The sequence below is a fragment of the Streptomyces sp. NPDC046805 genome (assembly GCF_040645355.1).
Classification (GTDB): Bacteria; Actinomycetota; Actinomycetes; order Streptomycetales; family Streptomycetaceae; genus Streptomyces.
In genome coordinates this window covers 1-14,233 of the sequence record NZ_JBEYYC010000063.1, presented here as the reverse complement: position 1 = coordinate 14,233, position 14,233 = coordinate 1, and the positions used below count along the sequence as shown (strand labels likewise).

Annotated in this window: 12 protein-coding genes; 6 read left to right on the top strand and 6 right to left on the bottom strand. The window is 73.4% G+C overall.

From position 1 onward, the window contains the following. The first annotated feature begins 208 nt into the window (after window positions 1–208). From ABZ910_RS35500 to ABZ910_RS35490, 3 genes are all read left to right on the top strand, one after another. On the top strand, window positions 209–1,465 hold the full coding sequence (locus tag ABZ910_RS35500) for a molybdopterin molybdotransferase MoeA (RefSeq protein WP_361373433.1): 1,257 nt from the start codon (window positions 209–211) through the stop codon (window positions 1,463–1,465). 76 nt (window positions 1,466–1,541) lie between these two features. Continuing rightward, on the top strand, window positions 1,542–1,817 hold the full coding sequence (locus ABZ910_RS35495) for a MoaD/ThiS family protein (protein ID WP_361373431.1): 276 nt from the start codon (window positions 1,542–1,544) through the stop codon (window positions 1,815–1,817). 117 nt (window positions 1,818–1,934) lie between these two features. After that, window positions 1,935–2,405 carry a molybdenum cofactor biosynthesis protein MoaE gene (locus ABZ910_RS35490; RefSeq protein WP_361373429.1) on the top strand — a complete coding sequence of 157 codons (471 nt, stop codon included), beginning with the start codon at window positions 1,935–1,937 and terminating at the stop codon, window positions 2,403–2,405. A gap of 64 nt (window positions 2,406–2,469) precedes the next feature. On the opposite strand, the gene ABZ910_RS35485 is transcribed toward ABZ910_RS35490, so the two are convergent. Further along, entirely contained in the window at window positions 2,470–2,691 is a 222-nt protein-coding gene (locus ABZ910_RS35485; RefSeq protein WP_361373427.1) for a DUF1918 domain-containing protein, read from the bottom strand. 33 nt (window positions 2,692–2,724) lie between these two features. After that, entirely contained in the window at window positions 2,725–7,419 is a 4,695-nt protein-coding gene (locus ABZ910_RS35480; RefSeq protein ID WP_361373425.1) for a cation-translocating P-type ATPase, read from the bottom strand. A 153-nt stretch (window positions 7,420–7,572) separates the two neighbouring features. Here ABZ910_RS35480 and ABZ910_RS35475 point away from each other — a divergent pair, with 153 nt between their 5' ends. Next, window positions 7,573–7,905, top strand: a complete 333-nt coding sequence (locus ABZ910_RS35475; protein WP_361373423.1) for a hypothetical protein — start codon at window positions 7,573–7,575, stop codon at window positions 7,903–7,905. Between the two features lie 96 nt (window positions 7,906–8,001). On the opposite strand, the gene ABZ910_RS35470 is transcribed toward ABZ910_RS35475, so the two are convergent. Further along, window positions 8,002–8,478 (bottom strand): Hsp20/alpha crystallin family protein, encoded by a 477-nt coding sequence (locus ABZ910_RS35470; protein ID WP_361373421.1) that lies wholly within the window; start codon window positions 8,476–8,478, stop codon window positions 8,002–8,004. Window positions 8,479–8,761: 283 nt separating this feature from the next. Here ABZ910_RS35470 and ABZ910_RS35465 point away from each other — a divergent pair, with 283 nt between their 5' ends. Continuing rightward, entirely contained in the window at window positions 8,762–10,432 is a 1,671-nt protein-coding gene (locus tag ABZ910_RS35465; protein WP_361373419.1) for an FUSC family protein, read from the top strand. A 207-nt stretch (window positions 10,433–10,639) separates the two neighbouring features. Continuing rightward, window positions 10,640–12,619, top strand: a complete 1,980-nt coding sequence (locus ABZ910_RS35460) for an AAA family ATPase (RefSeq protein WP_361373417.1) — start codon at window positions 10,640–10,642, stop codon at window positions 12,617–12,619. Here the strand turns inward: ABZ910_RS35460 and ABZ910_RS35455 are convergent. The 3 genes from ABZ910_RS35455 to ABZ910_RS35445 all read right to left on the bottom strand — a co-directional run bounded on the left by ABZ910_RS35455 (window position 12,600) and on the right by ABZ910_RS35445 (window position 14,125). Beyond that, entirely contained in the window at window positions 12,600–13,046 is a 447-nt protein-coding gene (locus ABZ910_RS35455; protein WP_361373415.1) for a signal peptidase I, read from the bottom strand. The two genes, ABZ910_RS35460 and ABZ910_RS35455, sit on opposite strands and share 20 nt — an antisense overlap. 34 nt (window positions 13,047–13,080) lie before the next feature. Further along, on the bottom strand, window positions 13,081–13,716 hold the full coding sequence (locus ABZ910_RS35450) for a DUF1345 domain-containing protein (protein ID WP_361373413.1): 636 nt from the start codon (window positions 13,714–13,716) through the stop codon (window positions 13,081–13,083). Window positions 13,717–13,867: 151 nt separating this feature from the next. Next, window positions 13,868–14,125: a DUF6457 domain-containing protein gene (locus ABZ910_RS35445; RefSeq protein WP_361373411.1), complete on the bottom strand. Its 258-nt coding sequence runs from the start codon at window positions 14,123–14,125 to the stop codon at window positions 13,868–13,870. Between the last annotated feature and the right edge of the window lie 108 nt (window positions 14,126–14,233).

Genomic DNA, 14,233 nt, shown 5'->3' with positions numbered 1-14,233 from the left:
AACCAACCCTCCGGCCACCCCGGCCCGTACACCGGAAGTCCCCACGGGAATCCGGCACGGCGGGACGGCCGGGGGCCAGAACTCCGCCGCGAGGCGGAGCACGAGTGGCAGGACAGCGGCCCCGCAGCCACTCGTGCGGGGTCGGCAGACCGGCGGCGGCCGGTCCGCCGACCCGAGGCGCAGCGCCACGACAGTTTTCGAGGACCAGATGACCAAGGCACCCATCAGCACACCAGCCGGCACGGCGCCGCACGCGCCCCGGGCCGGAAAGGGCCGGGCGCGGCCCGCCACGACCTGGGGGCAGGCCCGGTCGACGGCGGCCGACGCCGCGCGGCCGCTGCCCGCCGTCACCCGTGACCTCTCCGAGGCCCTCGGTCATGTCCTCGCCGAACCCCTGGCCGCGCTCACCGACCTGCCGTCGTTCGACACGTCCGCCATGGACGGCTGGGCCGTGGCCGGGCCGGGACCGTGGCAGGTCCAGGGCAGTGGGGTACTGGCCGGCGGCCGCCCCGAGCCGCTGGCCGACGGCGCCGCCGTACTCATCGCCACCGGCGCCCGGGTGCCGCCCGGCGCGATCGCCGTGCTGCGCCGCGAGCACGGCGAGCTCACGGCCGACGGGCTGCTGCGCGACAGCGGGCCGCAGCCGGTGACCGCGGGCCGCGACATCCGGCCGCGGGGCGAGGAGTGCCGCTCGGGCGAGCCGCTGCTCGCGGCCGGTACGGCCGTCACCCCGGCCGTGCTCGGCCTGGCCGCGGCGGCCGGGTACGACCAGTTGGTGGTGCACCGCCGCCCGACCGTGGAACTGCTGGTCCTCGGCGACGAGTTGCTGGAGTCCGGCCTGCCGGGCGACGGCCGCGTCCGCGACGCGCTCGGCCCGCTGCTGCCGCCGTGGCTGGAGAGCTGCGGCGCGGAGGTGACGGCCCGCCGCAGGGTGGCCGACGACTTCGGGCCGCTGCGCGAGGCCGTGCTCCACTCGCCCGCGGATGTCGTGGTCACGACCGGCAGTACAGCCGCCGGTCCGGTGGACTTCCTGCACGACGCCCTCGCCGAGGCGGGCGCCCGGCTGCTGGTCGATTCCGTCGCCGTACGCCCCGGTCATCCGATGCTGCTGGCCGAGCTGCCGCCCGCCGCCGACGGACGGTCCCGGCGCCTGGTCGGCCTGCCGGGCAACCCGCTCGCCGCGGTGGCGGGCACGGTGACCCTGGCCAGGCCGCTGCTGCGCCGCCTCGGCGGCCACCCGGACCCGCGGCCGCGCCGGCTGCCCGCCGCCGCGCCGCTGCCCGGCCACCCGCGCGACACCCGGCTGCTGCCGGTGCTCCTCGCGGACGAGGAGGTCGTACCGCTCCCCTTCGACGGCCCGGCGATGCTGCGCGGGCTGGCGCTCGCCGACGGGCTCGCGGTGGTCCCCGCGGGCGGCGTGCCCAAGGGGACGGCCGCGGAGGTCCTGGAGATTCCGGGCCAGTAACAGACCATTACCGAACAGGGGCCTGACAGGCCTATAACCATCGCGTAGACGACATAGAGGAAAAGGAGATACGGCCATGGAGGCAGCGACGGCTTCCGTCGGCACCATCCGTTACTGGGCAGCCGCCAAGGCGGAGGCCGGTACGGCGGAGGAGCCCTACCGGGCGGCCACCCTCGCGGAGGCCCTGGAGCAGGCCCGGACTCGGCACGCGGACCGGCCGCGCTTCGCGCGGGTGCTCGCGACGTGCTCGTTCCTCGTGGACGGCCACCCGGTCGGGGGCCGCGACCACACGGCGGTCGCGCTGCCCGAGGGCGGCACGGTGGAGGTCCTGCCTCCCTTCGCGGGCGGCTGAGCCGGCACCTTCCGCTCCCCGCGCAGGCGTGGAACCACGTAGGCCCCCTCGCCTTCCCCCTTGCCTCTCTTTTCGCCCTGGACTTCTCACCGGACTTCTCCCCCTGGACAGGAATTCATGCTGAACACCCCCGAGGCCTCCGGAACTCCCGAGAACCTCGACAGCCCCAGCCCGATTCGGCTCCTCGAACTGCGTGACACCCCGCTGTCCCTGGACGAGGTGTACGCCGCGGTCGGTGACGACACCGCGGGCGGCACCACGCTCTTCGTCGGCACCGTGCGCAACCACGACGGCGGTAAGCCGGTGACGTGCCTGGAGTACAGCGCCCACCCGACCGCCGAGGCCGAGCTGCGCCGGGTCGCCGAGAAGGTCGTCGCCGACTTCCCCGTCCGCGCGCTGGCCGCCGTCCACCGCACCGGCCGCCTGGAGATCGGCGACACCGCGGTGATCGTGGCCGTCTCGTGCCCTCACCGCGGCGAGGCCTTCGCCGCCTGCCGTCAACTGATCGACACCCTCAAGCACGAAGTGCCGGTCTGGAAGCACCAGTTCTTCACCGACGGCACCGAGGAATGGGTCGGCGCCTGCTGAACGCGCCCCGCATGAAGCGCGGGTGACGCTCCGTCACCCGCGCCCTACCTTCACGCGCCCGCCGTCACAGGTACGTCGAATCGGCGCGGATCGACTCCGAGCCGGGCTTCTTGCTGCGCACTTGGGCGTGGGGGCCGGGTGCCACGATCGCCTCGCGGCCGTTCTCGAAGGCGACGCGGTACAGCGGCTCGTCTCCGCGGCCCAGCACTTCTTCGACCCGTGCGATTCTGTGGTCCGATCCGGTGCTGCCGGGCATCAGCAGCCAATCGCCCTTCGCGGCTCGCATCCCGGCGGCCTCCCGTCCGACGTCCGGTTCCGCTCAGTCTACGACCGGGGTCCCGGCCGCGCCCGGCGGTTCGGCGGCCTCGGGCGGCGTCTCCGGATGCGATGTGTCCGGAGTCGGCGTACCCGGGTTCAGGGACCGCAGCCGGGGAGCGAGGACGGAGGCGACCGTCGCGGCGGTGGAGCAGGTCGTCGTGGTGACCCACCCGACGGGACCCAGCGGCGTACAGCCGAAGAACTGGCTGACACCGGGCGTCTGTACGACGGTGACCAGGACGGCGACGGAGACGGCGCACGTGGCGACGACCAGCGGGCTGCGCCAGTTGGTGACGAAGGTCTGGCCGAGTTGCGTCGTGACGAGCGAGACCAGGCCCATGGTGTTCGCGCGCCGCGCGCGGCCGGTCATGCGTCCCACCTGCCAGGCCGCTGCGGCCCCGAGCGTCGTCGTCAGCCCGCGCACGGCGAGCGTGCGGGCGAGGCCGCTTCCCCGCAGGGAGTGCGAGGGTTTGTACTGCACGAGGTCCTCGGGCGAGCCGAGGGGAGCGGCGGCCACGGCGAGCGCGGGCAGCATGTCGGTGAGCATGTTGACCAGCAGCAGCTGGCGCGTGCTGAGGGGCGCGCGGCCGGACACGGCGGTGCCGAGCACGGTGAAGGCGACCTCTCCCGCGTTGCCGCCGACCAGGATGCCGATCGCGTCGCGGACGCTCCGCCACAGCGTGCGTCCCTCCAGGAAGGCGCTGACGATCTGCAGCGGGTCGGGGTCGGTGAGGATGATGTCGGCGGCGGCCCGCGCGGACGCCGATCCGTGCGCGGAGACGGCGACTCCCACGTCCGCGAGCCGGATGGCGGCGGCGTCGTTGATGCCGTCCCCGGTCATGGCGACGACGTGTCCGGTCCGCTGGAGGTCCTGGATGATGCGGGCTTTCTGTTCCGGTGAGACGCGGGCGAAGACGGTGCCCTGCCCGACTCTGTGCGCACGCAGGGGTTCGGGCAGGGCGTCGAGTTCCGCGCCGGTGACGACGGCCTCGGCGTCCGGGAAGCCGAGGCCGCGGGCGATGGCGACCGCGGTCTGGGGGTGGTCGCCGGTCACCATGGTGACCCGGATACCGGCCTCGGTCAGGCGCCGAACGGTCTGCTCGGCGGTGTCGCGTGGGGTGTCGGCGATGGCGAGGAAGCCCAACAGGGTGAGTTTGTCGACGAGTTGGGGAATGCCGGCCTCCTCGTGGGGCGGCTCGTCCATCGAGGACTCCGCCACGGCCAGGACCCGCAGGCCCTCCCCGGCGAGGCGGTCCACGAGCCGGTGCACCTCACGGACCCGTTCGGCGTCGAGGGGGCGTGGTCCCTCGGCGTGGGCGTCGTCGGCGGTGCCGAGGACGTGGGTGCAGCGGTCGATCACCTTCTCGGGCGCGCCTTTGACGGCCAGGAAGACCTTGTCCGACACGACGCCGACGGACGCGGAGTAGCCCCGGCCGGTTTCGAAGGGGAGTTCCTGGAGCGTCTGCCAGGAGTCGTCGGGGGCGTGGTCCGCGGCGGCGTCGAGCACGGCCTGGTCGGTGGCATGGACGTGGCGTACGTCGCCCTCGGCCGGGACTCCGGGGCACGCGCGTGCCGCGACGCGCAGCGTGTGCCGGCCGGCCGGGCTGCGGGGCGCGACCATGTGGTCGAGCGTGGCGATGCGGGCCACCGACAGCCGTCCTTCGGTCAACGTGCCTGTCTTGTCGTAGCAGATGACGTCGACGCGGCCCAACGCCTCCAGGGAACGCGCGGACTTGGCGAGGATGCCCTTGCGGGACAGGCGGCGTGCGGCCGCGGTCTGGGCGACTGTCGCGACGAGCGGCAGGCCCTCGGGCACGGCGGCGACCGCGACGGCCACTCCGGAGGCGAGGGCCTCGCGCACGGGCAGGCCGCGCAGAAGTCCGAGGGCGGAGACGAGTCCGCCGCCGACGCCCGCCGCGGGCAGCGCGATCCGGGTGAGGTCGGCGAGGTGCCGTTCGAGGCCGGCGGGCGCGGAGGCGGACTTGGCGAGTTCGGCGGCCCGTCCGGCCTCGGTCTGGGCGCCGGTGGCGACGACGACGGCGTAGCCGCTGCCCGCGACGACCGTGCAGCCCTGGTAGAGCATGCAGGTGCGTTCGGCGAGGGACGCGCCCGGTGTCGCGTCGATGTCCTTGGTGATCGGTACGGATTCGCCGGTCAGGGAGGCCTCGTCCACTTCGAGGGCGATGCAGGACAGCAATCGCGCGTCGGCCGGTACGACGGTGGACGGGCCGACGGCGATGACGTCGCCCACGCGGAGGGCGTCGGCGGTGATGGTCTCGCGCTCCACGGTGTCCAGCGTCGTGGGCCGGTGCAGGTGGGTCGAGCGCACCGTGTACGGGTCAAGACGCTGGGCCGTCGGCTGCTCGGCGAACAGCAGCCCGCGCAGGGACCGGTCGGCCCTCATCCGCTGCGCGCCGCTGAGCACCGCGTTTCCGGCCATCACCGAGCAGACGAGGGCCGAGTCGATACGGGAGCCGACGACGGCGGACGCGACGGCTCCGAAGCCGAGCACGGGCGTGAGGGGGTCGCGCAGATCGTCGCGGACGGCGCTCACCAGCTCGGCCCCGACGCGCACCGCGGACGTCAGCCCGGTGCGGTCGGCGACGCGCCGCACCTCGTCCACGGCCCGTCGGCCGGTGCCGTCAGGGAGGTGTTCGGCGGGGTCGGCGGGGCGGGGTGCCGGGGGTGCCGCGTCGAACGCGCCGAGGCTCCGCAGCCGGTGCAGGGTCTGCCGGGTGTCCAGGGCGTGCCAGGCGACGTGCAGGCGTTCCGGCGGCAGCGGCCGCTGGGCCAGTCGGCGGGCGGCGCTGACACCGGACCACTGGGCCATGAAGGCGGCTCCGTACACAGGAGAGAGGGACACGGTACGCGGTGATCTGCGGGCTCCGACGGCCGCGACCAGCGCGCCGAGCGCGGAGCCGCCCAGGGCGAGATGCGCGGACCTGGTGCTGACGATGCGGGCGGTGTGGGTGGCGTCGAGGATGCGCCAGAGCGCCCCGAGATGTGGGCCGCAGACCAGGTCGGCGAACCAGTGGGCGGTGCCGGTTCCGCTGGCCGGCGGCACCGCGACGCCCACGTCGGCGTGCGCCAGGGCCTCGGAGTCGGTGCGGGATACCAGCAGGACGACCTCGCCCGCACGCTGCAGTGCGCGCACCGTGTCGGCCAGGGGTTCCTCGCCGGTCGGCAGGACCCGGCTGGCCCAGGGCAGGAGCTCGGCGACGGCGACGTGGTCGGTGAGGTGCAGCCGGGTGTCGGTGGAACCGGCGGCCTCCACGACTGCGTGGGCGAGCGGGTCCAGGTCGCAGCTGACCAGCACCCGGCCCAGGTGGGTGCCGTACGGGTCGTACACGTCGAGGTTCAGGCCTGACGGGTCGTCCGGCCGGGTGCTCGTGTCCCCTGGGGTGCGCTGCAGCCGCCAGCCTTCGCCGGTCCAGGGTCCGGGACCGAGCAGGTCTTCCGGAACGTGGTCCGCGAGGACGTCGTGCGCCGCTCGCCACACCTCGCCGGAGTCCGCTTCGCCCCCGACGTGTACGGAGAGCAGGCGGGGCCGCTGGGTGAGCAGGGCGGGGGCGTCGACGAGGACGGTCGTCACCCGGTCCAGCCTGCGCAGGGCCGTGTCGTCCATGGAGACGACGCCGGACCGGGCCAGATCGCGCCCCAGCCGGGCACAGAAGGCCTCGCGTCCCATGCGGGCCGCCTTGGGCGGGGTGGCGAGGAAGGCACGCGCGGCGCCGGTCATGTCGCGGGTCCAGCCCGCCATTCCGACGGAGGCGGCCACCGCCGCCGAGGAGGTGCGGGCGGCATACGTCTCCACCGGGCCGTCCGGCAGGGGTACGGGCCGCGGCAGGAGCCGGGCGCGCTGTTCGGCCAGCCCGCGTCCCTCGTCGACCAGCTCTTCCTCGCGCTGCCGCCACACCTCCAACCGCTCGCGGATCTCGCCCAGTTGCAGCGTGCGCTGCACCGCGTCGAGGGCGAGGGGCGCCACCCCCTGCGCCAGGGAGTGGGCGAGTGCACCGGCCATGCTGAGCACGAGGTCGGTGCGCTGCTTGCCCATGCGGTCCTCCAGCACGCGCCGCAACCGGGGCTGGCTCTCCACGAGGACGACGGGCACGGGCAGGGCGGCGAGCGGCCGAAGCAGCCGGCTCGCCACCAGCGCGATGCCCGCGCAGTCCGCGGCCAGGGACGCCTTCGCCCATGCCGCCGGTTCCTCCTCGAAGGGCAGCGTGGACAGGGCGCGGGGCAGCGGGTCCGTGCCGGTGCCGTGCTGCCGTTCCGTCTCCTCCACCGTACGCAGCAGCTCGTCCACGGCGACGAGCCCCTCGTCGAACGCGACGACCACGTGCCCCCATGCGGCGTTGACCTTCACCCAGGACACGCCCTCCCTCGCGGACAGGTCACGCACCACCGCCGCCGACAGGTCGCCGCTCGGTGTCTTGTCGGGTCCGGCGAGTCCGCGGACCTCGATGTGCGCGCGTCCCGGTCCGGCCCACACCCGCCGGCGCTGTCGTCCGGCGCCGCCGTCCGCGAGTGCGGCAGCGGCCTCGGCGAGATCGGAGGAGAGGTCCGACAGCACCGCCCGGGCGGCTCGGCCGAGCCGCGTGACGAGGCCGGCTCCGTCTCGCGCGGCCGCCTGGGCCGTGCCCACCGGTGCCGAGACCAGGCCGACGAGCTGGGGAACGATCGCGGCCGGCCTCACACCACTGCCCTCCGGTCAACTCCGTGCATCGGCCCGACTCCCATGGACGTAACGGACGTATGAACACAAGACGCTATAAGATGGGTCTACAGGCCACACGTCCTCGTGCGCCACGAGGGCGACCCCCGTGCACGTCACGGAAAGGAGGCCCTCGTGCCCGCGAAAGCCCGGAAGACGACCACCCGGAGTGCATCGTCGAGTTCGAGCTCGAGTACGAAGCGATCGTCCGGCCCCAGGAAGACCACCAAGAGCGCACCGGCGGCACGCTCACGCCGCGAACCGAAGCAGTCGGCCGCGCCGTCGGAGGACGGGTCCTCGCACCTCCTGCCCGCCAAGGGCGGTCTGCCCATGTACATCGGGCTCGGGGCGTTGGGGGTCTTCGGCGTTCTCGACTGGCCGCTGGCCATCGGAATCGGCGCGGGGTACGCGCTGTTGCGGCGCAGCGGCCTGCTGGACGACCCCTCACGCAGATCCGAGGAGAGCTAGGGCGAGGGCTGGGCGCGAGGCCGGGCTCACGGATCCGGCAGTGGCCGGGAGTTCCGCGTCAGGCGCCCGTGCCGGGTGCCCGCGTCCGGTACCGCGTCAGTTGTCCGTGACGCCGATCTCGATCGCGCGCCGGGCCGGCTCGCCGGACTTGGGCAGGATCACCGTCAGCACCCCGTCGCGCAGATTGGCCTTGATTCCCTCGGTGTTGACGTCTCCGGGCACCCGAATTCCGTACGAGAAGGAGCCCTTTCGGCGGCTCAGCGCACCGCCTTCACCGCTTTCGTCCACGGACCCGGAGATGTGCAGCTCTTTGCCGTCCAGTTCCACCGCGACGCGCTCGCGCGGGATTCCGGGAAGTTCGGCGCGTACGACGTAGGCGTCTCCCCTGTCCTCCTCTTCCGCGACCGGCATCCAGCTCCGGGGGACTTCCGCCGGCTCCACCGACGCACGCTCGAACAACCGGCTGACCTCGCCCCACAGATGCTGGAGTTCCACATCCGGGTCGTGCACCGTCCACCACGCCTGGCGTGCGGGAACGGAGCCGGTGTTGCGTCGCGTCGGGTCACTCGCCATGGGGAACTCCTGCCTCTGCCATCGGGTCGGTCCCGGACGCGCCGTCGGTCGCCTCCGAACGGGTCCGGTCCCCTTCAGCTTGGGCGGGCGAGTGGAGCCGGGCCACTGGGCTTCCACCGTTCGTGCAACGCGCGGCACATCTGCGAAAATCGGGTTCACCGAGGGGTGCTTCGATAAGGACTAGACTTCGGCGCGGATGGCCCGCCCAAAAGCAACGCCCCCTTTTTTTCCCATTCCGATTCCCATTCTGACCAGGACCGGCTTGCGAATTTCAGTGGCAGAGGTGAAGCGCGTACTCTCCCCGCGCGGTGCGCTCACCCTGCACAAGGTAGACGGAGCGTTCCCGTTCGCTCTGCGCGCGGCGCTGGCCATGGCCCTGCCGGCCTTGCCGCTGGCGCTCACCGGGCACACCGAACTCGCCGTCTTCCCCATGCTGGGCGCCTTCACCACCACGTTCGGGCGCAACCTGCCCTACCGGCGCCGTGCGAGTGTCCTCGCCGTGGTCGCGCTGGCCATGACCGCCTGTGTCGGCCTCGGTTCGACTCTCGCCGCGCTGACCGACCCGCACACCGAGGTGTCCGGTGCGATCGCGGTGATCGCGGCGATGGCGGTGGTGGCCGGGCTGTCCAAGTTCATCTGCGACGCGACACAGCTGACCGGGCTCGGCGCCGTGCTGATGCTCTTCTCCTTCGCCGTGGCGGCCAACGGCTCCGCGTCGCATCCCAGCGACGTCCTCATCCAGACGGCATGGGCGGCGGTGGGCGCGTTCACGGCCTGGGTGCTGGCGCTGGCGGCGTGGCCGCTGCAGCCGGACCGTCCGCAGCGGCTCGCGGTCGCGCTGGCCCTGCGCGACATCGCCGCGCTCCTCGAACAGGGCGGCGGCAGGCGCGACAGCGGTCAGCTGCGGGACCGGGCGACCGGCTCCGTGCTCCAGGCCTATCGGTCCCTCGGCCTGACACCGTCGGCCACCGCCCGGCACCACATCGAGCAGCAGGAGTGGTGTGTGCCGCTGGCCGACCTGGCCTGGTCCCTGCTGATCCGCTCCGTACGCCCGCAGCCCCCCGACACCGCCACGGCCCGCCGCCTGAGGCGGCACGCCCGCCTCGTCACCGTCCGGTACCGGCGGCTTCCTCCGCTGCCCCCGGAGGCCTTCCCTCCCGCCGTACCCGTCGAGGCGGTCGAGACGACCGCCCCGGCGGCCGGCGCGGGAGCGACGGCGGACGGCTTCGGCGGCCGGCGCGGCATCGGGGCGCTGGTCGTCCCCGCGCTCCGCATGACCCTGGGCACCGGGATCGCGGGCGGGGTGGCCGCCTTCATGAGCTTCGGACACGGTTACTGGGCGGCGCTCTCCGCCGCCGCCGTGCTGCACTCCGTCAACGTCCGTGCGACCGTGCTGCGTTCCATCCAGCGCACCCTGGGCACGGCGGCCGGCCTGCTGATCACGATCGGCGTGCTGGCGGCTCACCCCGCCCCGGTGGCCGTCATCTGCCTGATCGTGCTGTTCGAGTTCCTGATGGAATACGTCGTCGCCCGGAACTACGGCCTGGGCGTCGTCTTCCTCACCCCGCTGGCGCTGCTGCTGAGCGACGTGTCCGCCCCGGCCCCGGCGAAGACGCTCGTCTACGACCGGATGGTCGGCAGCATCGTCGGCATCGTCATCGGCCTGGCCTGCGCCCTGCTGGTGTTCCACCGCCATGCGGCGGTACGCGTGCAACGCGCGCTGTCCGCGTGCGCCGAGGCCTCCTACCGCGCGGAACGCGTCCTGGCCGACGAGACGGGCTCCTCCCCCGCCGTCGAGGCGCAGCTCGCGGCCGCGGTGGTGGAGTTGCGGGAGGCCGAGGAGGCTGCGGCCGGGGAGCTGCAGTCGGTGGGGATCGACCCCGCCGAACTCGCGGCCGCGCAGCAGCGCGCCTACCGGCAGCTCGACCTTCTCGTACGCCGTCGTCTGCGGTAGGCGCGCGTCACACGGACGCATGAGTCGTACGGACGTTTGAGCATTCAGCACCGCGTGTGGTCCCGCCGCGACAGCGCTACCCGGCGCACGCGTGGCGCGTTGGTTGCCGTGACGCCACAGCAGTGACGGTTCTGCACTGGAAGAGCGCCGACTCCCGCCGCTGTGTCGTCCGGCACTCGAGACGATCACGTACGGGGAGATGCGACAGTGTGGACTTACGTCGGCGGCTCCGGCATTCGTACCGCGTCCGGTGGCCGCGTGCCCGACGAACTGGTTGGGCGCGGGCGCGAGATGGCGGACCTGCGCCGGATGCTGACCGCGCACCGGCTGGTGACGGTGACCGGTCCGGTCGGCGTCGGGAAGAGCCGCCTGGCCGCCGCCGTCGCGGCCCGCGTGACGGACGAGGCCCAGCGCCGGATCGTGCGGGTGCGCTGGCAGGGCACGGGTCCGGCCGGGCCGGGCACCCTGAGCGCGACGGTCCTCCAGGCCCTCACCGGAAAGCGACCGCGCCCGGACGCGCGGGACGTCACGCGCGCGCTCCGCGGCCCGCACGCCCCGTGTGCCCAGCGCGTCCTGCTGTTCCTGGACGACGTGGACCCAGGGCACGCGGAATGCCTGCACCTGGTGCAGCAGTTGCTGATGGCCATGCCGGCCCTGCATGTGCTGGTGACCTCGCGCCGCGTCCTCGGCCTGGGCGACGAGCACGTGCTGCGGCTCGCACCCCTGTGCGTGGAGGCGCCGGACGACCACGACGGTCCGGCGCCGGCCGTGGAGCTGTTCCTCGCCCGGGCCCGCGCCATGGCGGGCGAACCCGGCACCGAGGAGGTCGAACCGGAGGCGGCGCAGGAGGTGTGCCGGCTGCTGGAGGGCGTTCCCCTCGCCATCGAGCTGGCCGCCGCGCAGACGACCCGTCACTCGGTCGGCGAACTCGCGGAACTGCTGGAGCGCCACCAGTGCTGGCTGTCGAGCCCGCACCCGGCCGTACGGCGCCACCGGTCGCTGCGGGAGGCGGTCGGCGCCAGCTATGTGCTGTGCGAGCGGGGGCTGCGCACGGTGTGGGGACGGGCCAGCATCTTCGAGGGCTCCTTCGCCGAGACGACGGCGACGTATCTGTGCGCCGGCGGCGGCGTGAAACCGCACCGGGTGCCCGCGTACCTTGCCCAGCTGGCGGCCGTCGGAGTGCTGGAGCCGGTGAACGATCCGGGCGGCGTACGGCAGCCCCGTTACCGGATGACGCGGGCGGCACGGGAGTTCGGCGCCGAACGGCTCAGGGAGGCGGGCGAGTTCCCGGTGGCCGCCGAGCGGCGCGTGCTGCACTGCCGCGGCGTCGCCGAGGTGGCCGAGAACCTCTGGAGCACCGGGGACCAGCGCCAGGCCGTACACATCGTCCAGGACGAACAAGCCGATCTCACGGCGATGGTCCAGTACGCCCTGATCCGGACCGATCACGCCGAGGCGGCCCTGGAAACGGTGGTCAACCTGTGGTTCTGGTGGGCGGTGTACGGCAGGGCCGAGGAGGGCCGGGCCCATCTCACGCGGCTGCTCCCCCTGTGCGACGACGACGGCCCCGTGATGGTGCGTGCGCTGTGGTTGGCCGCCTGGCTGACCGTGGGCAGCGATCCGCGGACGGCCCGTACCCTGCTGGGCCGGGCCTGGCCGGCCGCGGTCTCGGCCGGTGACGACGCCACCGTGGGCCGTATCGCCCACGTTCAGGGCCTGCTGGCGCTGCGCCTGCAGGATGCCGAGGGCGCCGCCGCGCACTTCCGGGAAGCCGCCGACGTCATCCCCGCGTACGCCCCCGGCGGACCCTCACCGGCCGTCAGCCGGGCCGCTCTGGCCGTGACCCAGGCCGGCTTCGCCCCGGCGGCCGCATGGCGCAGCGCCCACCGCGCCCTGGCCGCTCATCCCGGCGTGCGCGACGACCTCTGGGCGACCGTCCTCGCCCGCCACGCCCTGGCCCTGGTCGACTACCGGCGCGGGCACACGGGCCGCGCCTGGCGCCGCGCCCGGCGTGCCCTGGCCACCCTGGACGACGGGCTGCCCGCGCCGCACGGCTCCGCCGCGCTGCGGCAGTTGGTCGCCGACATCGAGACCGGGGTTCCAGGCCGACTGCGCCCCTGCTCCGTGCCGATGCCGCGCACCGGCGAGCCGCTGCCCGCCGCCTCGGTCAGCCCGGCGTCGCGCTGACCGACGCCGGGCTCTGCGGCACCGTGCTTTCCGACGCCGGGTCCTCCTGCTGCTCCTGCTGCTCCTGCTGCAGCGCGTAGCCGGGAACGGACGGCCAGCGCACGGTCAGCACCACCGACTCCTCCTCCGCGACCCAGGAGTGGTCCACGCCCCGGCCCCACACGACGTAGTCCCCCTGGCGCCGGAGCAGCACGCTGCGGCCGGGAAGCTCGACGCGGAATCGGCCGCTGATGAGCACCAGCAGCGCCGTGCGTTGCTCACCCCGCACCCATTGCCCTCGTACGTCACCGCGCGGGTGGACGCCCCACTTGACCTCCACCGCGTCACTGTGGCGAGCGTCGCCGGCCTCCTTGAAGTGCCCGAGCAGCCAGCCCCGGTCCAGTACGGCGTCCTCGCCCGCGTTGCCCACGTACACGCTGTCGTTCATGACCGGGACGCTAACAAGGGCGGCGGCGGTCGGCTCAGCCCGTGACGATGCCGGTGACGAGGTTGATGGTGGTCGCCAGGATGCTCGTCCCGAAGAGGTACGAGAGGAGGCTGTGCCGCAGCACCACGGAGCGGATCGTCGGGCTGGAGACCGCGGTGTCGGAGACCTGGTAGGTCATGCCGAGGTCGTAGCTGAAGTAGAAGAAGTCCCGGTACGCGGGCGGGATGTCGGAGTTGAAGTCGATCCCGGGCGCGGCCTCCGAGTAGTACAGGAAGGCGTAGCGGGTGGCGTACATCAGGTGCAGTGACGCCCAGGCCATGAAGACGCCTACGACCGAGACGGCCGCCGCGACGTGGCCGATACCTGACTTGCCGAGCAGGAGCAGCGTCACGATGCCGATGAGTCCGCACACGGCGGCCGCGACGACGACGAGTTCATCGGTGAGGGGCCGGAAGTCCTCGCGCCTCGCGTTGTGACGGGTGGCGGCGGAGTCCATGGGCCACAACACGACCCAGCCTGCCAGGACGAACAGGGTCTCCGCCGCGGCGATGCCGACGAAGACACCGAGCTGCGCGCCCTGCAGTGCGCCGACGATCGCGCCGGCCACCGCTCCGAGGACGACCGAGCCTGCGAGTCGGGGAACCGCGGACCGCGGCAGCCTGGTGCTCATGGGCCCCCACAGTAGCGATCCCGTTTCAGCACAAGGGTGTTTTGCCCAGGTGCGGCGCGGGCTCTCGCGGCGGCGCGGAGTCGCCGTACCAGCAGAGGACGCCCATGACGGCACCGCACAGCCGGTGCCGCCACGGGCGTCGCGTCGTCGCTCAGGAGGACTCCGGTTCGTCCCCTCGCTCGGCCGCCCAGCGCTCGGCCAGAGCCGTCACCTTGCGGCTGGCCTCGGCGACCGCCTCCGGTCCGCCGCCCGCCTGCGCGGCGGCGTAGCCGACCAGGAAGGAGGTCAACGGAGCGGCGGGACGCGCCACTTCGTGCGCCACCACCTTGGTCATGTCGAGCAGTTCGGCGACATCCACATCAAGGTCGATGTCGAGTTCGGCCTTGGCCGCGGCGATCCACTTCTTCACTCAGTCCACCTCTTGCGTTGCTGGGGGCGGCCGATCCAGCCGCTCTGGCTGTTCCGGCCGTTCTTGCTGCGCTTGCCGTTCTGGCTGCACGTGCTGTTCTAGCTGATC

Excerpts from the sequence above, each read along its gene's own strand:
- ABZ910_RS35495 (WP_361373431.1), top strand. The coding sequence starts at position 1,542 with ATGGAGGCAGCGACGGCTTCCGTCGGCACCATCCGTTACTGGGCAGCC.
- ABZ910_RS35485 (WP_361373427.1), bottom strand. The coding sequence starts at position 2,691 with ATGCGAGCCGCGAAGGGCGATTGGCTGCTGATGCCCGGCAGCACCGGA.
- ABZ910_RS35450 (WP_361373413.1), bottom strand. The coding sequence starts at position 13,716 with ATGAGCACCAGGCTGCCGCGGTCCGCGGTTCCCCGACTCGCAGGCTCG.
- ABZ910_RS35490 (WP_361373429.1), top strand. The coding sequence starts at position 1,935 with ATGCTGAACACCCCCGAGGCCTCCGGAACTCCCGAGAACCTCGACAGC.
- ABZ910_RS35470 (WP_361373421.1), bottom strand. The coding sequence starts at position 8,478 with ATGGCGAGTGACCCGACGCGACGCAACACCGGCTCCGTTCCCGCACGC.
- ABZ910_RS35500 (WP_361373433.1), top strand. The coding sequence starts at position 209 with ATGACCAAGGCACCCATCAGCACACCAGCCGGCACGGCGCCGCACGCG.
- ABZ910_RS35455 (WP_361373415.1), bottom strand. The coding sequence starts at position 13,046 with ATGAACGACAGCGTGTACGTGGGCAACGCGGGCGAGGACGCCGTACTG.